The 18,083-nt window shown below is 70.8% G+C and carries 20 protein-coding genes and 1 pseudogene; 7 read left to right on the top strand and 14 right to left on the bottom strand.

The features are described 5' to 3' along the window. Window positions 1–62 precede the first annotated feature (62 nt). Window positions 63–491: a MarR family winged helix-turn-helix transcriptional regulator gene (locus RCR19_RS12505; RefSeq protein ID WP_331265210.1), complete on the bottom strand. Its 429-nt coding sequence runs from the start codon at window positions 489–491 to the stop codon at window positions 63–65. Window positions 492–575: 84 nt separating this feature from the next. Here RCR19_RS12505 and RCR19_RS12510 point away from each other — a divergent pair, with 84 nt between their 5' ends. Further along, complete coding sequence (locus RCR19_RS12510) at window positions 576–1,667, top strand: hypothetical protein (RefSeq protein WP_331265211.1); 1,092 nt, start codon at window positions 576–578, stop codon at window positions 1,665–1,667. 158 nt (window positions 1,668–1,825) lie between these two features. On the opposite strand, the gene RCR19_RS12515 is transcribed toward RCR19_RS12510, so the two are convergent. The 5 genes from RCR19_RS12515 to RCR19_RS12535 form a co-directional block, all read right to left on the bottom strand. Next, window positions 1,826–2,926: an ionic transporter y4hA gene (locus tag RCR19_RS12515; RefSeq protein WP_331265212.1), complete on the bottom strand. Its 1,101-nt coding sequence runs from the start codon at window positions 2,924–2,926 to the stop codon at window positions 1,826–1,828. Window positions 2,927–3,258: 332 nt separating this feature from the next. Continuing rightward, window positions 3,259–3,831: a tyrosine-protein phosphatase gene (locus tag RCR19_RS12520; RefSeq protein WP_331269419.1), complete on the bottom strand. Its 573-nt coding sequence runs from the start codon at window positions 3,829–3,831 to the stop codon at window positions 3,259–3,261. Between the two features lie 119 nt (window positions 3,832–3,950). Further along, complete coding sequence (locus RCR19_RS12525; RefSeq protein ID WP_331265213.1) at window positions 3,951–5,030, bottom strand: DUF916 domain-containing protein; 1,080 nt, start codon at window positions 5,028–5,030, stop codon at window positions 3,951–3,953. A gap of 75 nt (window positions 5,031–5,105) precedes the next feature. Continuing rightward, window positions 5,106–7,061: a metallophosphoesterase family protein gene (locus RCR19_RS12530; RefSeq protein WP_331265214.1), complete on the bottom strand. Its 1,956-nt coding sequence runs from the start codon at window positions 7,059–7,061 to the stop codon at window positions 5,106–5,108. A 127-nt stretch (window positions 7,062–7,188) separates the two neighbouring features. Then, complete coding sequence (locus RCR19_RS12535; RefSeq protein ID WP_331265215.1) at window positions 7,189–8,394, bottom strand: HupE/UreJ family protein; 1,206 nt, start codon at window positions 8,392–8,394, stop codon at window positions 7,189–7,191. Between the two features lie 171 nt (window positions 8,395–8,565). Here RCR19_RS12535 and RCR19_RS12540 point away from each other — a divergent pair, with 171 nt between their 5' ends. Beyond that, window positions 8,566–9,252 (top strand): hypothetical protein, encoded by a 687-nt coding sequence (locus RCR19_RS12540; RefSeq protein WP_331265216.1) that lies wholly within the window; start codon window positions 8,566–8,568, stop codon window positions 9,250–9,252. Window positions 9,253–9,456: 204 nt separating this feature from the next. Here RCR19_RS12540 and RCR19_RS12545 read toward each other — a convergent pair whose 3' ends face one another. Then, the gene (locus tag RCR19_RS12545; protein ID WP_331265217.1) at window positions 9,457–9,999 is read right to left on the bottom strand and encodes a L,D-transpeptidase; all 543 of its coding nucleotides are present in this window, start codon (window positions 9,997–9,999) and stop codon (window positions 9,457–9,459) included. Between the two features lie 180 nt (window positions 10,000–10,179). Between RCR19_RS12545 and RCR19_RS12550 the strand changes: the two genes are divergently transcribed. Then, window positions 10,180–10,416, top strand: a complete 237-nt coding sequence (locus RCR19_RS12550; RefSeq protein WP_331265218.1) for a hypothetical protein — start codon at window positions 10,180–10,182, stop codon at window positions 10,414–10,416. Beyond that, a complete protein-coding gene (locus RCR19_RS12555; RefSeq protein ID WP_331265219.1) occupies window positions 10,413–10,634 on the top strand; it encodes a MarR family transcriptional regulator in 222 nt (73 codons plus the stop codon). The genes RCR19_RS12550 and RCR19_RS12555 overlap by 4 nt, the downstream gene beginning before the upstream one ends. Window positions 10,635–10,742: 108 nt before the next feature. Here RCR19_RS12555 and RCR19_RS12560 read toward each other — a convergent pair whose 3' ends face one another. Then, the gene (locus RCR19_RS12560; protein ID WP_331265220.1) at window positions 10,743–11,444 is read right to left on the bottom strand and encodes an MBL fold metallo-hydrolase; all 702 of its coding nucleotides are present in this window, start codon (window positions 11,442–11,444) and stop codon (window positions 10,743–10,745) included. Window positions 11,445–11,616: 172 nt separating this feature from the next. Between RCR19_RS12560 and RCR19_RS12565 the strand changes: the two genes are divergently transcribed. After that, window positions 11,617–12,126 carry a nuclear transport factor 2 family protein gene (locus RCR19_RS12565; protein WP_331265221.1) on the top strand — a complete coding sequence of 170 codons (510 nt, stop codon included), beginning with the start codon at window positions 11,617–11,619 and terminating at the stop codon, window positions 12,124–12,126. 1 nt (window position 12,127) lies between these two features. Here RCR19_RS12565 and RCR19_RS12570 read toward each other — a convergent pair whose 3' ends face one another. Both RCR19_RS12570 and RCR19_RS12575 read right to left on the bottom strand, forming a co-directional pair. Continuing rightward, window positions 12,128–12,508: a helix-turn-helix domain-containing protein gene (locus RCR19_RS12570; RefSeq protein WP_331265222.1), complete on the bottom strand. Its 381-nt coding sequence runs from the start codon at window positions 12,506–12,508 to the stop codon at window positions 12,128–12,130. Further along, window positions 12,505–13,131: a TetR/AcrR family transcriptional regulator gene (locus RCR19_RS12575; protein ID WP_331265223.1), complete on the bottom strand. Its 627-nt coding sequence runs from the start codon at window positions 13,129–13,131 to the stop codon at window positions 12,505–12,507. Before RCR19_RS12575 ends, RCR19_RS12570 begins: the two co-directional genes overlap by 4 nt. Before the next feature lie 52 nt (window positions 13,132–13,183). Here RCR19_RS12575 and RCR19_RS12580 point away from each other — a divergent pair, with 52 nt between their 5' ends. Then, window positions 13,184–13,528 carry an EthD domain-containing protein gene (locus RCR19_RS12580; RefSeq protein WP_331265224.1) on the top strand — a complete coding sequence of 115 codons (345 nt, stop codon included), beginning with the start codon at window positions 13,184–13,186 and terminating at the stop codon, window positions 13,526–13,528. Window positions 13,529–13,573: 45 nt separating this feature from the next. On the opposite strand, the gene RCR19_RS12585 is transcribed toward RCR19_RS12580, so the two are convergent. Both RCR19_RS12585 and RCR19_RS12590 read right to left on the bottom strand, forming a co-directional pair. Further along, window positions 13,574–14,503, bottom strand: a complete 930-nt coding sequence (locus RCR19_RS12585; protein ID WP_331265225.1) for an SDR family NAD(P)-dependent oxidoreductase — start codon at window positions 14,501–14,503, stop codon at window positions 13,574–13,576. Between the two features lie 48 nt (window positions 14,504–14,551). Further along, window positions 14,552–15,439: an SDR family NAD(P)-dependent oxidoreductase gene (locus tag RCR19_RS12590; RefSeq protein WP_331265226.1), complete on the bottom strand. Its 888-nt coding sequence runs from the start codon at window positions 15,437–15,439 to the stop codon at window positions 14,552–14,554. A 72-nt stretch (window positions 15,440–15,511) separates the two neighbouring features. Between RCR19_RS12590 and RCR19_RS12595 the strand changes: the two genes are divergently transcribed. Continuing rightward, the gene (locus RCR19_RS12595) at window positions 15,512–16,432 is read left to right on the top strand and encodes a LysR family transcriptional regulator (protein ID WP_331265227.1); all 921 of its coding nucleotides are present in this window, start codon (window positions 15,512–15,514) and stop codon (window positions 16,430–16,432) included. A gap of 182 nt (window positions 16,433–16,614) precedes the next feature. Here RCR19_RS12595 and RCR19_RS12600 read toward each other — a convergent pair whose 3' ends face one another. Together RCR19_RS12600 and RCR19_RS12605 are read right to left on the bottom strand one after the other, a co-directional pair. Beyond that, on the bottom strand, window positions 16,615–17,586 hold the full coding sequence (locus RCR19_RS12600) for an MBL fold metallo-hydrolase (RefSeq protein WP_331265228.1): 972 nt from the start codon (window positions 17,584–17,586) through the stop codon (window positions 16,615–16,617). Window positions 17,587–17,594: 8 nt separating this feature from the next. Next, window positions 17,595–17,933: pseudogene (locus tag RCR19_RS12605) on the bottom strand (PaaI family thioesterase); the annotation flags it as partial. Between the last annotated feature and the right edge of the window lie 150 nt (window positions 17,934–18,083).

The following is an 18,083-nucleotide window of genomic DNA, read 5'->3' on the forward strand; positions in this document are numbered from 1 at the left end:
GGTCCCGGTACATCACCGCAGGGCATGGCGGCAAGCGACAGGACCCGTTGCCGCGCCCCGGTTCAGTCGTCCTCGGCCGCGTTGTAGCACCGCAGGTAGGCGGCCAGCTGTGCCACGTCGGCGTCGCCCCAGTGGGTGAACCGCCGCTCGAAGGAGGCGCGGCGCCGACGGTTGGCGCCCGTCAGGAGATCAAGGCCCTTCTCGGACGCCTTCAAGATCTGCTTCCGGTGGTCGTCCGGGTCGGGCTCGCGCACGATCAGGCCCTCCGCCTCCAGCATCGCGATCTGCCGGCTGACGGTCGACTTGTCCAGCAGGAAGTGCCCGGCGAGGTCGGCGGCGTGACAGCTGCCGTTCTTGTCCATGTGGTCGAGCATGCTGTGGGCCACCAGTGACAGCTCCGGATGGAGCTGGGCGGCCTTCTGGCGGGCGCGACGCGCGAACCGGGTGAGTTCGCGCTGGATGACGTCCATCGACGCATCGCGGTCCGGCATGGCAGGCACCCTTCCCGAATAGTTGTAGCTTACAACAATATTTATATGTAGTTTACAACCACCAAACCCCAAGGAGAGCCCTCGATGAGTACCCACCGCCTGGCCGCGGAGCGGCCGACAGTGACCTCCACCCACCAGGCCGTCCGCCATGTGGTGATCCTGCTGCTCACCCCGCTGCTGATGTGCCTGGGTATGGGCATGGCCTACCTCGGGGCCTTCCACGCACCGCACGCGCACGGGCTGAAGGTCGCCGTCGTCGGCACCTCACCACGCCATCAGGTGCTGGCCCAGACGATCGAGGACAAGGCCGGGGACGCCCTGGACGTCACCACCGTGCCCGACCGGGCCGCCGCACAGCGCCAGATCATGGACCGGGACCTGGTCGCGGCCTATGTGCCCAGCGCCGAGCATCCCGAGCTGCTGATCGCCAAGGCCAACTCCGACACCTCCGCCACCGCCGCGCAGGCGGTGTTCACCACCGTGGCCGGCAAGCAGGGCGCACCCCTGCGCGTCACCGACCTGTCCCGGCTCGCCGACGGCGACCCGACCGGACAGGGCCTGTTCTTCCTGCTGGTCGCGCTGAGCATCGGCTCCTACGCCAGCGTCGCCGCGATCAGTGCGGGCGGTGCGGCCCTCGGCACAGGGATCCGGGCCGCCATCGGTCTCGGCACGTCACTCGTGGTCAGCGTCATGGGAACCGTGCTGGCCGGGCCCGTCTTCCACCTCGCCGACCACCACCTGCTCGGGTTGTGGGGCATGTCCTGGCTCTATTCGGCGGGGATCCTCACCATCGGCATCGCCCTGCACACCTTCCTCAAGCGCTGGACGACGCTGGCCCTGATGGTGCTGTTCGTGATGCTCAACTTCACCAGCTCGGGCGGCATCCTCCAGCCCGCGCTGCAGAACGGCTTCTTCGGCGCGCTGAACGCCTTCTGGAACGGCGCGGGCTTCGTCGAGGGCGCACGCAGCCTGCTCTACTTCGACTCGGCGGGCTTCGCCGGCCACATCCTCACGCTGGTCCTCTGGCTGGTCGCGGGACTGCTGCTGCTGGCCGTCGCCGCGGTGGCCGAGCGCCACGCCGCCCCCGCCCCGGCAGCGACCCCGCCGGCGAGCATGGGGCAGGACACCGCGGACGAGGCGGCCGAGGAGGAGATGGGCGAAGCCGTCGCGGTCTGACGGTGCCGTACGACGATCCCCCTGCACCCGCACGGCTCCGGCCGCCGATTGCGTGGCGTGCGCCGTCATGGCACCTGGATGTCCGGGACACCGTCCGGCAGCCGCCCGGGATCGCAGTCCCCGTGAGAAACCGGTCCGTCGTGGTGAGCGCCGGGGGTCTAGGGGGTGATCGCCAGCTCCAGATAGGCCGCGAACACCACCAGGTGGACACCTCCCTGAAGTGGTGTGGCCCGGCCGGGTACCACCGTCAGCGAGCCCAGGACCACGGTCAGGGCGAGCAGCACCATATGGACGGAGCCGAGGCCCAGCACGAGCGGTCCGGAGAGCCACATCGACGCCAGGGCGACGGCGGGGATGGTCAGGCCGATACTGGCCATCGCGGAGCCGAGCGCAAGGTTGAGACTCGTCTGGACCCGGTCGCGGCGTGCCGACCGCAGGGCGGCGATGGTCTCGGGCAGCAGTACGAGCAGCGCGATGACCACGCCGACGACGTCCTGCGGCATGCCTGCCGCCGCCACGCCGGACTCGACGGTGGGCGACACGCCCTTGGCCAGTCCGACGACTCCGACGAGGGCGAGGCCGAGCAGCGCGAGGCTGAAGGCCGTGGCGCGGACGGAGGGCGGGTTGGCGTGGTCGTCCGCGGTGATCACCTCTCCCTGCCGGGTGATCGGGAGGAAGTAGTCGCGATGGCGCACGGTCTGGGTCGCCACGAACAGCAGGTACATGACCAGTGAGGAGAGCGCGGCGAAGGTGAGCTGCGTCGGGGAGAACTCGGGGCCGGGCCTGCTGGTGGTGAAGGTCGGCAGGACCAGGCTGAGGGTGGCCAGTGTCGCCACGGTCGCGAGGGCGGCTCCGGTGCCCTCCGCGTTGAACACCGCGATGCCGTGCCGCAGCGAGGCGACGAGAAGGCTCAGGCCCACCACCCCGTTGCAGGTGATCATCACCGCCGCGAAGACGGTGTCGCGAGCCAGGGTCGCGCCCTTGGCGCCACCGTCCGCCATCAGTGTGACGATGAGTGCCACCTCGATGACCGTGACCGCGACGGCGAGCACGAGTGAGCCGAAGGGTTCGCCGACCCGGTGCGCGACGACTTCGGCGTGATGGACCGCGGCCAGTACGGATCCGGCCAGCACCACCGTCACCAGGGCGACGATCCCGCCCGGCAGGCCACGCCCCCAGGTGAAGGCCAGCAGGACCACCGCGATCACCGGCACGGCGGCCGTCCACCCCATCGCGAGTGACCGGATCCCGACGATCATGCAGCGATCCTCGCAGACCCGCCCGGGGCCCGCATTCCATCGATGCGCGGTGGGGCACGTGCCGCGGGGCGGCGTCGGGTGCAGCCCGCACCCGTCGGTGCGGCATGTCGGCGACCGCGGCAGAGGGCGCATGTGCGCACCGCGACCGCCGTGTCGCAGGTCATCGGCCGGGGTCGGCCCCGAGTGGATCCGGGCGTGGCGCGGTTCGTCGGCCACACCCGGACCCGGGTGCGATGCCGGACGGACAGGGGCGGCCGTGCCGGGGACCGGCCGCCCCCTGGGGGAAAGCCGCGACATCCGAGGTCCACCACTGTCCCGTGCCGGACGTGCGGTCAGACCAGCAGCTTCGCCCGCAGGGCGTCGATGGTGGCGTCGTCCAGCGTCAGGCCCTTGTGCAGATAGGTGTCGAAGTCGCCGTAGATGTAGTCGACCTCGGCGAAGGCCGCGCGCAGCCAGGACAGTTCCACGGCGTCCGGGTCTCCGGTGTAGGTGTTGCTGGCCAGGAAGTCCGCCTCCACGGTCGCCCGCGGCACACCGAGCAGGGTGAGAAGCACGGCGGTGGTCCAGCCGGTGCGGTCCTTGCCCGCGGTGCAGTGGTAGAGCGTCGCGCCCTGGTTCGCGGCGACGGCGGTCAGGGTGTCGTGGAAGGCGTAGTCCGCGCCGACGAAGTTCACCATGAACGGGTAACCGATGGACTGGCCCAGGTCGTCGGAGCCGCTGAACAGGCCCGCGGCGAGGGCTGCCGCGAGCGTCGCCGCGGCGTCCTTGTGGAACTTCAGGCCGTGGCTGAGGGAGACGACGTCGGCGACCTGGTAGGTGACGCCGGCGGGGACGCGGTCCGGCTCGTCGCTGCGTTCGACGCTGTTGCGCAGGTCGACGTCGCGGGTGATGTGCTGGTCGAGCAGCCCACTTGTCGTGGGCGAGACAACCGGGCCACCGCCGGGCGAAGTTCAGGGCCTCGGGCACCGACGGCGGTCGGCTCCGGGGGGACCCTCGGCACGACGGGCCGCCGCCGGTGCGGCGTTCAGCTCTTCTGTGCCGTCCGGCCGCTGAGGGCATGTTCGACGGCGGTCCGAACGCGCTCGTCCTCCCGCAGCTTGCGGCGCTTGCGGTTGCGGCGGGTGAGGACGACGGCTGCGACGACCGCCGCGATCACCACGACGAGCAGCAGCAACAGCGTCCACGGCACCGCCCACCCGTGCGCGGTCGCCCGGACGGGCTCCAGTGAGGTGGTGGACCCGGAGGCGTCGGTGAGCCTGGGCGTGAGCGTGGCCGTGGCGGTCAGGCTGACTCCGGGCGCCACACCGTGGACGGGCACCGTCACCTTCCAGGTCTCGCCGGGCAGCAGCTCGGGGGACGGGGCGACACGGCCGGCCTCGGTCCGCAGCCCGCCGAAGGGGCCCTCGACGGACACCTGCTGGTGGGCGGACAGAATGGCGTTGCCGGTGTTGTGGATCGTGTAGGTGACGGTGGCGTCGCCCTTGGCGAACGGATCGAACGAGCCTGCATACCCCACATGGAGGTTCTCGATCGCGAGGCGCGGGCTGAGCTTGCCGCTGACCCGCAGTTTGATGCGGATGCCGAGGCGCCGGTCCACATTGACGCCCTCGGCATCGTCGGCCTGCCGCAGGGAGGTGAGAATGCCGCCCACGTAGTCGCCGGGCACGGCATGGTCCGGAACGGTGACCGTGAAGGGGATCTGCGCCGACTTGCCCGCGGGGATCACGACGCGGTCGCGGTCGGCGTGGACCCAGGCACCGATGCCGACGGACTTCTTGTCCTTGGTGAGCAGGTCGAGCCGGCCCGTGTCGGTGGTGAACCCGTCGGCGGCGTAGACCGCCAGGCTGAGGGGGGTCTTGCTGTGATTGGCGACGACCATGGCGTCCTTGACGTCGCCACCGGGGTTGAGGTCGTAGGCGAAGCTGGACCGGTCGTCGCCGTACCCGTTCGCGGCCGTCCTGACCGTCCAGGTGACGTCGCCGTCCGCGGCGCGAGCGGGTCCGACGCTCAGGCCGGTGATCGCGCATGCGACGAGCAGGGCGAGGACGGCGGTGCGGACGAGGGAGACGACGGTGGTCTTCCGGCGTGGTGCGAGCGCGTACATCTGGGGGTTCTCCTGGCACGGGAGGCGGGGCAGGCCGGCCCGAAGGGGCCTGCCCCGCCGGTGGAACGGGCTGGATCAGCTGCTCAGTGCGGTGATCGTCAGAGTGGCCCGGTAACCGCCCTTGGTGACGGTGTCCGGGATCTTCAGGTCCAGGTCGGCGCCGAGCTTGGCGGTGCCACGGGCGTGGCCCTGGTCCGCCGAACCGATGCCGCGCGAGATGGACAGACCCAGGCCGTGGTCGTCGTAGCCGGAGGCCACCGGGTCGCCGGCCTTGGCGCCCGCGCCACCGTCGAGGACGTACGGCGTCCAACCGAGGTAGGAGCCCGAGAACGTCTTGTCGGCGTCACGGAAGTCGCTCACGTTGGCCGAGACCGACCACGGTGCGAGCGAACGGCGGGTGTCCGACACCAGGATCGGGTTGATCTTGCCGCCGGCCTCGAAGTGGTCGCCGTTCTTCTCCGCCGCGGTGCCGAGGTCGACCAGGCCGTTGTAGCCGTCGATCGTCCAGCCGAACTCACCGGGAGCCGGGTTGGGGACGTTGACCTGGAGGTCCTGCTTGTCACCGTGGTACGGGTGCACCGACACCTTGTCGACGACCGAGCCCACGGGCTGGTCGGCGGAGCACGGCGCGGCATCCGAGTTCGGGGCCGCGCAGGTGCCGCTGCGGAGGTTCTCGACGACGAGCTTGTCGTTCCGCACCTGGACCTTCACGTAGGAGCGGACGTGCTCCTGGTTCTGGACCGAGTTGTACCAGTAGTTCTTCGGGTTGAGCGGGTCGGCGCCGTTGCCGGCACCGCTCGTCCCGCTGCTGTCCGGCGTGGTGATGTCGTAGTACTTCGAGCCCGAGGCCGAGTTGCCCGTCACATAGAGGACACCGCCGGGACCGGGGTAGACATCGGCGGCGCCGGGCTGCTCGGCCGGGTTCGCCTTCTCGCCGTTCTTGATCAGGTAGCTACGGGAGTAGCTGTGGTCGTGGCCCTGGAGCACCAGGTCGACGCCGAGCTTGGAAAACGTTGTCGGGAAGTCGACACGACGCGTCTTGTTGTCGCCGTCCTTGGCGTGGCTGGCCGGCGAGTAGATCGAGTGGTGGTAGACGAGGACCTTCCACTTGGCCTCGTCGCCGTGCTTGTTGATGACGTCGGTGACGTAGTTGATGTGCGCCGCGTCGCCGCCGCCGTTGGCGGAGTTGTAGCTGTTGCTGTTCAGGTCGATGAACAGGACATCCTTGTAGATGTACCAGTAGTCACCGCCGGACTTGGTGCCCGCGGGGTTCCCGTTGTCGTAGTACGGGGCCGAGCGGTCGGTGTTCGGGGTGGTGAAGTGCTGCTCGTAGGCCTTGCCGCCGACGTCGTGGTTGCCGATGGTGGCGGCCCACGGGTACTGGCGCAGGCCGTCGGGCGCGAGGAAGGCGTTCCACTGGGACTCGGTGTTGGCCGTCTCGACCTGGTCACCGCCCGACACCAGGAGCTCGGCGTTGGGGTTGGCCTTCAGCGAGACGTCGACCGTGTCCTGCCAGCCGGCCTGGTCCTGGGCGAGGTCGCCGGAGGAACCGATCTGCGGGTCGCCGTAGAACAGGAAGTCGTAGTCGCCTTCGAAGTCCTGCGTCTTGAAGGAGTACGCCGAGGACCAGTTGCCCTCGGTGCCGACACGGTAGGAGTAGGCCGTGTCCTCCTTCAGACCGGTGATCGTCGCGTGGCGGTTGAAGCCGCCGCTGGTGGCGATGTTCGCCGCGCCGGAGGCGTCGAAGGTGGCGGCGCCGGCGGGGAACTCACCGTTGACCACCTGGGCGGTCGGCGCGACCTGGACGACCTGGGTGGTGTCCGCCGACGAGTACCAGGTCACGGTGCGCTGGGTCTCGTTGGCGCCCACCCCGAGGACGATGCCGCTGAGGGTGGCCGTGTCGGCGGCGCTGGCGGGAGCCGCCAGGGTGCCGCCCAGGGCTATGGCCAAGCCCAGGAATGCCGCTGCGGCCCCGGTGGCCGCGCGGTGCCGCGCAGGCCCGGAGGCCTGCGAGGAGGGTCTGGATCTCATCACTTTCGTTCCTTAAGAGGCACTGAAGTGCGTGATTGGAGGTCAAAAAGGTCTCTTGGGTCGGTAAACCAGATGTAAATGAGATCTTGGGGATTATTGAACTTCGAACGAGAGCTGCGCTCTTGTCTCAGATACCGAACACCCGTTGCACGAACCACACGAGCCCCATCACCGCCACACCCGCCGACAGCGCACCGGTCACCCAGAGGCCCCCCGTCGGCGCCCGGTGGCGCAGCACGGCCAGCAGCGGGAACACCAGGGCGATGATGGCCAGTTGCACGGCCTCGATGCCGACGTTGAACACCAGCAGCGACCACAGAAGGGTCCACGACCAGGCCGTCTCGATCCCCAACGCGCCCGCGAAGCCGAGGCCGTGGACCAGACCGAAGCAGAACACGACACCGAGGCGGGTCCAGCCCGCGCGGTCGAGGCTGAAGTGGCCGCCGCCGGCCTCCAGGTCGGTGGCGTGACCGCCGCGCCGCCGGATCCGCCACAGATGCCAGCCCGCGACCACGGCGATCGACAGCGCGATGACGGGCTCCACGACCCTGCCCGGCACATCGACCAGACCGAGGGCGGCGAGCAGGAACGTCACCGAGTGGGCGAGAGTGAAGCTCGTGGCCGCGAGCACGATCTCCCGCAGTCGGCGCGATCCCGCGATGAGCGCGAGCAGGAACAGGATGTGGTCGATGCCGGTCAGCAGATGCTCGGCGCCCAGCCGGAAGAACTCCCAGAACCGCTCGTACCAGGACTGTTCGAGGGAGAAGGCGGGATGGGCGGCGTCGAGCGCGGCGCTGCCCGAAAGGCCGTCCAGCTGATAGGTGGCGATCGTCTTGACGCCCTTGACGTAACCCTCGGAGTCCGGGAACAGCGCGCTGCGCACCTGGCGTTCCCCGCCCCCCTGGGGACAGGCCCAGTCGAGTTGCAGCACGGCGTACGGCACGCCCTCCCGCCGGCCCATCGTGAAGCCGCCCACCTGCGTCGGTGTGCAGTTCTCGGTGCCCGAGACGACCGAGAAGCGCTCGGTCGCATACGCGACGGCCGACCGCGCACGTGCGTTGAGCGCCGCGGCCTGCCCCGCGGTGTCGCCGGACTCGAACGCGGCGTCGCCGGTCCGGAAGAGGGTGTCGTCCTTCTCGTAGTCGGCGGCGGAGACGACGAACAGGTCGTACTCGAGCTCCAGCTTCGTGCGTATGCGGTTGTCCTCGCCCTCGGTGACATGGACATACACCGTCGAGGTGAACCCGTGGGCGGACGCCGGCCCGGCCAGGCCCAGGAAGGTGAGCACCGCGACGGCGATCCCGATGACGGCGCGACGGAAGTGTCGTGACATGTGGCTCCTTAGAGTTGCCAGGGCACCGTCCATGTCACGGGTGAACTCGGCTCGGCTCGTCGACGAACCGTACGAAAACAGGTTCGATGAAACGCCCTTTCGGGACGACTTGTGAGAGCGGGCATCGCAGGATGGGGACGCACCGTTCACATCACTCGGAGGACGAACACCTTGCGCCCCCTGCTCAGGACTCTTGCCGCGCTCGTCGCGTCCGCCGCCCTGGTCACCGGATGCAGTTCCGCCGACGACTGGTCACGGCCGCACCCCGAGCCCACCGCCGTCGGCGCCCTCGGCGCCGGGTTCGTCGACGCCTCCTCCTCGCCCGTCCCGGAGTCGACGACCACACCCCGGCCGGGGTCGTGGACCGGCGTCCACCCGCCGAAGGACTACCGGGTGGTCCTCCTCACCACGGGTGACGACCGGCCGACCAAGGCTCTGGTGAAGGCCGTCGAGGACTGGGCCGAAGCCGAGCACGTCGACCTCAGGACGGTGCGGGCCGAGGGCACCTCCGGCCTTCTTCCCACCGTGACCAAGGCCCTCGACATGGGCCCGGACCTCGTCGTCAGCGCGGGCAACGACCTCATCGACCCGCTCGCGACGGTCACCCCCAACCATCTGTCGCAACGGTTCCTCGTCGTCGGCGCGGAACTGGCCGAACCCACCTACAACGTCACGGCCGTCGACTGGTCGGGCGCCTCGTTCCGCGGTGAGGGCCTCGGCATGTCGTCCACCTACGACCCGGCCTCGTTCACCGCGGCGCGTTGTGCGGCCGCCATCAGGGCGGGTGTCGCGGCAGTCCTGCACGACCTGACCGGAATCGTGGTCTGGCTCGACGATGCGGGCACGCCCGGCGCCTGAGGAGACACCGCTGCCCATCACCGGCGGATCGAACGGCCGGACCTCGGCTCCGTTCGCCCGGGCGGGATCCCGGCCGATGCGGCCGGCCGCGGCCGCGGACCGGGGCCCGCGGCCGGGCGGGCACGCGTCGTGTACGCGGATCCCTTGGCCGAGTGGATCAACGGCGGCGCAGACCGGGGCGACCCGTCGCCTGCGGCCCGGTCGTCACGGGCCGCTCGGACCCTCGACGGCACCGCCCGTGTTCTTGACGATCACCGTGTCGCCGACCCGGCTGAAATCGTAGAAGCGCCGGGCGTCCGGCGTGTTCAGGTGGATGCAGCCGTGGGAGATGTCGGTCCGTCCGACGGCGTGGTTCCAGGGTGCCGCGTGGACGTACACGCCGCCGCCGGTCAGTCGCACCGCCCAATGGACCTTGAGGTCGTAGTAGTTGGGGCTGGCCGGATCACATGTGATGTGCGCGCTGCACGAGGTCATCTCGACGACCGACTCCTTGCCCAGCACGTGGAACGTCCCGGACGGTGTGCGGAAGCCGGGCTTCCCGAAGCTCACGGGGAAGGTCATCACCGTTCGGCCGTCCTCCCTGACGGTCATCCGGTGCGTCGCCGCGTCGATCGTCGTGACGCGGCCCGCGGAGGCCGCCCGGGCGGGACCGACGACCAGCGTCAGGACGGCCACCAGTGCGCCGACCAGTGCGAGCAGTCCGGCGTCACGAAGGTGTGGGCGTGGGCTTTGGCGGTGGTGGGCCATTTCTGATCACCGTCGCTCTCCTGTGCGCAACAGAACACTCCGGCGCCCCTCGCATACCGAGGCAACTTTGCCCTATATCTGATGGTTTCCGCCATCCGGGGAGCTCGACCACAGGTCAGCGCGAGAAGCCCGGCGCCCGGCTCTCGCCCTAAAAATCGAACACGTGATTGAATTCAAGGCATGGCGCACAGGACGTTCCCACCCGAGTTGATGCAGACCCAGCGCGACTGGAACCGCACCTACGAAGCGCTTGCGCGGCGGCCTCGACAGACCGCGGCGCTGCGCAGACGCCTGCGGGAACTCTCCGGCCGGCTCGCCGCCCATCCGTACTGGAACACCCGGGCCGGCCGATCACCGGCGGCCAAGGTGGAACTGCGCCTGCAGGCCCGGTCGCAGGAGGAAGCGGAATCCTCGTGAAGGACCACCTGACCGAGCGCCAGGAACGCATCCTGAAGTGCATCAGGGACTGGATCGCCGAGCACGGAGAGGCCCCCTCGGTGCAGGAGATCGGCCGGGCCGTGGGCCTGTCGAGCAAGTCCTCCGTGGCCTACCAGCTCGACAGGATGGAACAGCTCGGGGTCATCGACCGGAGTGTGCGCCGCGGCCGGGGGCGGGGGATCGCGTTGCCGCGCTAGGCGGCGCGGCAGGTGTCCGCGCGGGCGGTCCGCGGGCGTACCTCGGACCGCCTGCGCGCACACCCGGACCGCGGCACCGACCCAACGCGGCGGGCCGTTCGCCCTCGCTCAGGCGGACGGAGGCCGCCACGGCGGGCTGTGGCTGTCGACGTACCAGTCGAAGCCCTCCGCCACCAGCGCGGTGATCTGCCCCATGTCGATCTCCTCGCCCGCGGGGCCGGGCTCGCGCAGATGGAACGGCGGTGGATAGAAGCAGTCGCCGAGGAGCATCACCCCGGAGTCGGGGACGGCCACGACCGTGGAGTCCGGCGCGTGCCGGCCGCCCACATGCCGCACCTCGATCCCGCCCGGGAGCACCAGCCGATCGGTGAAGGTGCGGGTCGGAGGCCGTACGGCGAAGTCGGCCCAGTCGCTCATGGCCCGTGCGCGGGCCGTGAAGCTCGGCCCCAGCCCGGGTTCGGCGGCCACCTGCTCCTTCAGGTAGGCATGGCTCCACGGACGGCGCGCCTCGGCGGACAGCAGTGCCGCACCCGACTCATGACCGACGATCTCCTCCGCCTCCCAGGCGCAGGCGCCCCAGGTGTGGTCCCAGTGGTGGTGGGTGTACACCAGCCGGCGGGCGGCCGGCAGTCCCGCGTCCGCCATGGCCGCCTGCACCGATCGGGCGTGCGCCGGGCTCTGACCGGCATCGACCACCGTGCTGCCCGCGTCGTCGGCGATCACGGCCACACAGGGCTTGACCGCCTCGGGATCCGGATCGCCGGGGTGGATCCACACCCGGCCGGACAACCGGCTCAACGAAGTTGCCATCCCCGCAGTCTGTCAGCAGCCGTCGCCGCGGAACAGGCCGTCCACGGCGGCACGTCGGCCCCCTCCCGGGGCACACGGACGAGCGGGACGCCGCACCCCTGCAAACCCGCCAAGGGGCTTACTTTTTTGTAGGTACTTACTGATCCATGGGGCTGCGGTCTACGGTGACGTCATGACCGACAACACGACCCACACCCGCCCCGACCTGCCCTTCGAGCAGCGTCTGCAGTACCTGGCCGACCGGGTCGAGATCCAGGACCTGATGGTGCGATACGCCCTCGGCCAGGATCTCCACCAGGCCGGGGACAACGGTGTCCTCGAGCAGTGGGACACCGTCTTCGCCCCCGAGGCCACCGTCGACTACTCGGCGGCCGGCGGTCCCCCCTTGAAGGACATCCACTACCGCGCGCTCGCGGACGTGATGCGCGGATCGGACGGGTCCATGAGCAGGCTGCTCAAGTGGCAGCACTTCCAGGGGGTTTCCGCGGTCGACATGGACGGCGACACCGCCGTCGCACGCACCCAGCACCTGCACACCCACAAGGGCGGCACCGACGGGCAGGGCTGGAACCTCATCGAGACGGGGTTCTTCGTCGACCGGCTCGTCCGGCGGCCGGAGGGATGGCGCATCGTCCACCGCACCCTGGAGATCATCTGGATGGACTCCTTCCCCACCGTCTGACTCAGCCGGACCGGTCGGGCCCGGGGACATCACCCTCCGGCCGACCGTCCGCCCGGCACGTCTGCACCGTCCAGTCGTGCAGCGCCGCGAGCGCCGTGGCGAGCGCGCGTCCGGCCGCGGTCAGTTCGTACTCCACACGCGGCGGCACCTCGGGGTGGACGATGCGGCGCACGACGCCGTCGGCCTCCAGGGCGCGCAGCTGCTGGATGAGCATCTTCTGGGTCACCTGGGGGATAGCCCGTTCGAGGCCGGAGAAACGGCGTGGCTGCTGCGCCGCCAGGTGGTGAATGATCAGCACTTTCCACCGGCCCCGGATGATGCCCATCGCGTGCTCGACCCGGCCGACGGAGCAGTCCGGGCCAGGCGCGTCGGCGGAGTTCACCGCGCGATCCCCCGCCACCGAGGTGTGCCGTCGGTGTCGCGGGCGCCATCGGGACGTCCGGCCGTGAGCGCCGACATCAGCCGGCGGTTGGCCTCCTGCGCCGTCATGCCCCAGTCCCATTCGTCCTTGTGCAGACGCAGCGAGACGACGCCGTGCCAGACCGACCACAGCAGGAGGGCTGCGGGGAACGGGGCGTCCGGGTCGACCCTGCGGGCGAGTTCCACGATCCGCCGCTGCAGCCTGGGGCCGTGCTCCGCCCTGCCGGCCGGGAGTTCGTCGCCGCTCTCGAAGAGGAGCTGGTAGGCACCCGGGTGCCCGAGCGCCCATGCGACATAGGCGTCACCCGCGACCACCAGCGCGTCGGCGCCCGCTCCCGCCGAGTCCAACGCCGTTTCGACGGCGTCGATCAGAGAGGTGTACTCGGCGTCGAGCACGGCGGACCGGAGGTCGGCTTCCGAGGGGAAGTGCCAGTAGACCGCCGACGGAGCGACCCCGCAGGCCTTCGCGATCGACCGCAGCGACGGTACGGCGACGGGCTGCGGCTGCGCGAGCATGGCCACCGCGGCGGCGACGAGCTCGGCCCGGAGGTCGCGATTGCCCTTGGTTTCGGATGTAGTGCCCACCCACCCATTGAACACCTGTTCATTGTAAAATCCAATGAACAGGTGTTCAGGAATGGGGACAGCGATGTTGACGCTCATGACGGTGATCCGCAAGCGGACCGAGATCTCGACGGAGGACTTCCGGCGCTTCATGGAACACGAGTACGGCCCGACCTATGCGGCCCTGCCCCAGGTGCGGGAGTACGTGCAGTACTACCTGTCGGACTCCGGTGGAGACGGAGCGGAGGAACCCATCGACGCCATCGTGCGGATCAGTTTCGATTCGGAGGCGGCGATGCGGGAGGCTCTCGCGACGGAGGAGTACCGCAGGGCCCACGGCCTGCGGCAGGCGTACCTGCGCGACACCTCGGCCGGCATCCACTCGGCCGTGCTCGATCGGCAGGTGCGGCTGGTCTAGGAGAACGGCGCCGGGCGGGCGCCGGGCCCCGGGGTTCCGGACGGTTCAGCCGGCCTGGGCGAGCAGTTCCCGGGACAGAGCCCACAGGCGACGGCCGTTGTCCGGGTCGACGGCGTAGCGGGCGACGCCGTCGAGTGTGCCGGAGCAGCGGTCCACGACCTCGCTCTCGTTGCAGTCGGCGAAGTACCGGCCGCCGACTCCCTCGAGAAGGGGCGAGGTGGCGAGCAGGACGGAGGTGGCGGCGCCCTGTTCGACGGTCTTGATCAGATGGGCGGGGACCCGTCCGCTGCCGCGGCCGCCGGTGTGGCGCTGGAGGTTGGTGTGGACGGCCCCGGGCATCAGGGCGTTGGCGGTGATGTTGTCCTCGGCCCAGCGGCGGGTCGCCTCCACCGCGAAAAGGACGTTGGCGGTCTTGGACTGGCCGTAGGCGAGCCATGGGTCGTAGCGGCGGAAGGCGAAGTCGACGTCGTCCCACACGATCGGTGACTGCTGGTGGCCGGTGGAACTGACGACGACGATCCGGGCGGAGCCGTCGGCGGCCAGCGCCTTGTGCAGGCCGGTGGCGAGGGCGAAGTGGCCCAGGTGGTTGGTGGCGAACTGCAACTCCCGGCCCGGTTCGGTGTACTGCTCGGGGCAGGCCATGACGCCGGCGTTGTTCACCAGGACGTGCAGCGGTCCCCGCCACGCGGCGGCGAAGGCAGCGACGGACGCCGGATCCGCCAGGTCCAGATGCGCTGCACGCACCTCCTGGTTGCCGGTCGTCGCGGTGATCTCCTTGGCGACCCGCTCGCCCGCCGTCGTGTCCCGCACGGCGAGGGTGACCTCCGCCCCCGTGCCGGCCAGGGCGCGAGCGGTCTCCGCCCCGATACCGGAGGAGGCGCCGGTCACCACGACCCGGCGTCCCGTGAGGTCGATCCCCTCAGCGACCTCGGCGGCCGTGCTGGAGAAACCGAACGGGGTGGTGATGGCAGTCATACGTGGACTCCTTCCTGTGTGCGGAAACCTGCCTGACGACCCCGCGCTTCAGGGCGTGACCAACCCGTCCTGCTCGACGAGGGGTGTGCCGTCGTGCCACGACAGGGCCTTGCCGAAACGGACCAACTCGCCGTAGAGCGCGGGATCGGCGTGCTCGGCGAGGACGAGGTCCAGCACGGCGCGTGCGGCCTCCGAGGGGGACTGAGCCTGGCTGAAGTCGCTGAACCAGGGGCGCGAGGTGTCGGTGTCGACCATGCCCGGGCAGACCGAGGCGATCAGGATGCCGGCGGCCAGGTCGTGTTCGCGGCGAGCGGCGGCGACCGCGCGGACGGCGGCGACCTGGGCCACCTTGGAGGGCACGTTCAGCCAGACCGGCCAACCCGCCTCCACGGCGGTGCCGTTGTGGACGGCGCCGCGCCAGGACTCGACGGCGTATTCGACCTGGTCGAGATCGGCGCCGTCGAACAGCCGGTGCAACCGCGGATCGAGGTGCCCGAGGGTGCCGAGGCTGCTGGCCACGACGAGCAGTCGTCCGCCGGGGCGCAGGACGGGACCGAAGGAGCGCAGGATCGCGTGGGTGGCCGTGTTGGAGACGTCGATGAACTCGTCGGCCCGCTCGGCCTGTGATTCCCCGGGCAGCAGGCGGGCGACCGCGTTGGAGACGACGATGTCGACCCCGCCGTACCGCGCCCCCAGTTCGTCCGCGAGGCGGGCGACGGCATCGGCGTCGGTGACGTCGAGGACCCGGCCCTCCACTCGGGCGCGGGTGCCCGGGAGCCCGGTGACCTCGTCCGCGGCGTCCGCCACGCGCCGTTCGTGGCGTCCGGTGAGCAGGACCAGGTCGTCCGGGTTCATCCGGGCGGCCAGTCCTTCGACGAGGGCGCGGCCGAGCCCCTGGTTGGCGCCGGTGACGAGGGCGATGCGTGAAGCGTTCATGCATGCCACGCTAGGAACGCCCGGGGCCATGAGTCCAACGAAAGTTACGCACGGCTGGTATGCGAGATCGTCATGGACTTCACCGATGTGTCGCTGACCGCGTTGCGGGTCTTCCGCGCGGTGGCCGAACAGGGGACCTTCACCGCGGCCGCGGCGACGCTCGGCTACACCCAGTCGGCGGTCTCCCGGCAGATGGCCGCGATCGAGCGGGCGGCGGGCTCGGAGCTGCTGGAGCGGCGGCGCGACGGGGTGCGGCTCACCGCGGCCGGCCGTGTGGTGCTGCGTCGAGCGACGATCGTGCTCGACGAGATCGAGGCCACCGCACGGGAGTTGTCCGGACTGCCCGGGCAGGCCGGGACGGTGCGGCTGGGCTGGTTCCCCAGCGCGGGTGCCGTCCTGCTGCCCCGGGCCCTGACCTCGCTGCGCGCGTCGGACCCCGGCCTGTACGTCGCCGGACGGGAGGGCAGTACGCCCGCGCTGGTACGCGCCCTGCGGGCAGGCAGTCTGGACCTGGCCCTGCTCGCGTCGGCGCCGCCCTTCAGGCCGCCGGACACCGAGTCTCCCCCGCTCTCGCTGCAGACGCTCACCGAACGGGCACTGTGCCTCGCCGTACCCGCCGTCCATCCCCTTGCCCGCGGTGACTTCGTCGATGTGGCCGACCTGCGCGGGCAGCGCTGGATCGCGGGCTCCTCCTCCGGCGAGGACCGGCTGATGGGTGTGTGGCCGGGTCTGGACGAACGTCCCGAGATCGCCCACACCGCACGCGACTGGCTGGCCAAGCTCCATCTGGTCGCCGCCGGCTTCGGGTTGACCACCGTGCCCGCGACCCTCGCCGCCGCCGCGCCACCCGGCGTCCGCATCCTCCCGGTCCGCGGCGGCCCCCAGGAACAGCGGCGACTGCTCCTGGCCCGGCTCCCCCAGCCACCGAACGAGGCGGTCGTCCGGGTGGCGGCGGCCCTCCGCGCCGCGGCCCTCGACACCGGCACCCGCTGACCGCACCGGGCGCCGGCGCGCCTGCCGACGGGCCGGCGGTGCGCCCGCCCGTCGGGTCAGCGCGACCGGGCCGGACCGGCGAGCGCTCGGCGGTGGTGCACCGACGGACCTCCCCCGGACCACGGCACCACTGCCCACCACCGCCTCCGTCACCGCGACGGCAACGACTGAAAAAACGCGGCTCAGAGCCGCGTCGGCGGCCAGTCGCGAGGGTGGGGTACACACAGCGACTCCGCCCGGACCGGCGTGTGCTCGGCCGCGGCGTGCAGGCGGCCGTCCCGCAGCACGATGGCGCCACTGCGCAGCATCGCGTCGATCAGTTCGACGGCCAGCGTCTGCGGCGTACGGCCCAGAAGCCGTGCGGCGTCGCGCAGCCAGGCCCGTGCGTGCAGATAGGTCTCGGCCCGGTCGGCCGGGATCCCGTCACGGATCATCAGGGCGAACGCGAAGATCCGCCTGGCGCCGTACCAGACCCCTCCCTCCGGGTCGTCCACGAACCGCCGGGCACGGCGCAGCGCGGCGGCGAACGCCGCATCGGGATCCGCCGGGACGGGTCCGTGCGAGGGAAGCACGACCCGAGGGTCGAGGGCGGCGAGCCGCTTCAGGGAGTCGAGCGCGGTGGCCGCCGCTTCGGGGCCGTCGAGGGCGCGGCTCACCCAGCCGACGTCGTAGTCGGACAGCGCGTCCCCGACCACCAGCAGTCGCTCGTCCGGCTGCCACAGCGACAGGTGCCCGGGGGTGTGTCCGGGGGTGCGGACGACCTCCCAGTCGGCGTCGCCGAGCCGGAGGATCCGTCCGTCGTCGAGCGGCATGTCGACCGTGTACGGGGCGACCGGCTGGTCGAGGTACTCGGCCGCACAGCAGCCCGGGTCCCTGCGGGCGACGGCCTCGGCCTCCGGGGTTCCGGCCGCGATCGCGGCGCCCATGTCCTGGAGGAGGGCGTTGCCGCCGACGTGGTCGGAGTGCCAGTGGGTGTTCACGACCAGGTCGACGGAGCCGGTCCGTGCCTGCGCCCAGGCGGCCGTCTCCTCGGCGTGGCCGACGAACCCGCTGTCGACCAGGGCGGGTTGCCTCCCCTTCAGCAGGAGCAGATTGGCGTCGGGGAACGGGCGCTGCCACCGGATCACCCAGGACGGCAGTGGCGGCGCGGTCACTGCTCGGCCGCCTCGAGGTGGTCCCCCACGGCGGGCGCAAGGAGGTTGATCTTGTACTCGACGTTGAGCACCTCGGTGTTCTCGGGGAAGAGCGTGAAGGCCGCGTGACCGCCCGCGCTGTCCGCGATGGCACCTGTGGCACCTGTGGCACCTGTGGCACCTGCATGGACGTAGCCGTGCTGCTGGGTCACTTCGGGCCGGCTCGGGAGCACGGGGTGCACGCGGCCCGGCGCGATGTGTGCGATCCGCGCACCGAGGTGGCTCATCAGCCCCTGCCGCTCGTAGCTGCCCCGGATGCGCGCCTCGGTCTCGGGGCTCGCCTGCTCCTGCTGCGTCCGGTCTTCCACGCGGCCTCCTTCGGCGTGCTTCACGGCGTTCGCACGGCGGTGGGACGGTTCCTCGGCCGGGCCTTCCACCGGCGGGAAACCGCCGACGGCGATCATCATGGCACCGCGGGCGCCCGGACCACCCGGCCTTGGAGAAGCGGGACTTCGGCA

Source organism: Streptomyces sp. WAC07094 (assembly GCF_036320405.1).
In the GTDB taxonomy this organism is placed as follows: domain Bacteria; phylum Actinomycetota; class Actinomycetes; order Streptomycetales; family Streptomycetaceae; genus Streptomyces; species Streptomyces lannensis.

What these genes read in the sequence shown, in the direction of transcription:
- RCR19_RS12525 (WP_331265213.1), bottom strand. Translation starts at nt 5,030, where the DNA reads ATGTACGCGCTCGCACCACGCCGGAAGACCACCGTCGTCTCCCTCGTC.
- RCR19_RS12595 (WP_331265227.1), top strand. Translation starts at nt 15,512, where the DNA reads ATGGACTTCACCGATGTGTCGCTGACCGCGTTGCGGGTCTTCCGCGCG.
- RCR19_RS12560 (WP_331265220.1), bottom strand. Translation starts at nt 11,444, where the DNA reads ATGGCAACTTCGTTGAGCCGGTTGTCCGGCCGGGTGTGGATCCACCCC.
- RCR19_RS12590 (WP_331265226.1), bottom strand. Translation starts at nt 15,439, where the DNA reads ATGAACGCTTCACGCATCGCCCTCGTCACCGGCGCCAACCAGGGGCTC.
- RCR19_RS12535 (WP_331265215.1), bottom strand. Translation starts at nt 8,394, where the DNA reads ATGTCACGACACTTCCGTCGCGCCGTCATCGGGATCGCCGTCGCGGTG.
- RCR19_RS12515 (WP_331265212.1), bottom strand. Translation starts at nt 2,926, where the DNA reads ATGATCGTCGGGATCCGGTCACTCGCGATGGGGTGGACGGCCGCCGTG.
- RCR19_RS12530 (WP_331265214.1), bottom strand. Translation starts at nt 7,061, where the DNA reads ATGAGATCCAGACCCTCCTCGCAGGCCTCCGGGCCTGCGCGGCACCGC.
- RCR19_RS12505 (WP_331265210.1), bottom strand. Translation starts at nt 491, where the DNA reads ATGCCGGACCGCGATGCGTCGATGGACGTCATCCAGCGCGAACTCACC.
- RCR19_RS12510 (WP_331265211.1), top strand. Translation starts at nt 576, where the DNA reads ATGAGTACCCACCGCCTGGCCGCGGAGCGGCCGACAGTGACCTCCACC.
- RCR19_RS12580 (WP_331265224.1), top strand. Translation starts at nt 13,184, where the DNA reads ATGGGGACAGCGATGTTGACGCTCATGACGGTGATCCGCAAGCGGACC.
- RCR19_RS12585 (WP_331265225.1), bottom strand. Translation starts at nt 14,503, where the DNA reads ATGACTGCCATCACCACCCCGTTCGGTTTCTCCAGCACGGCCGCCGAG.
- RCR19_RS12565 (WP_331265221.1), top strand. Translation starts at nt 11,617, where the DNA reads ATGACCGACAACACGACCCACACCCGCCCCGACCTGCCCTTCGAGCAG.
- RCR19_RS12550 (WP_331265218.1), top strand. Translation starts at nt 10,180, where the DNA reads ATGGCGCACAGGACGTTCCCACCCGAGTTGATGCAGACCCAGCGCGAC.
- RCR19_RS12545 (WP_331265217.1), bottom strand. Translation starts at nt 9,999, where the DNA reads ATGGCCCACCACCGCCAAAGCCCACGCCCACACCTTCGTGACGCCGGA.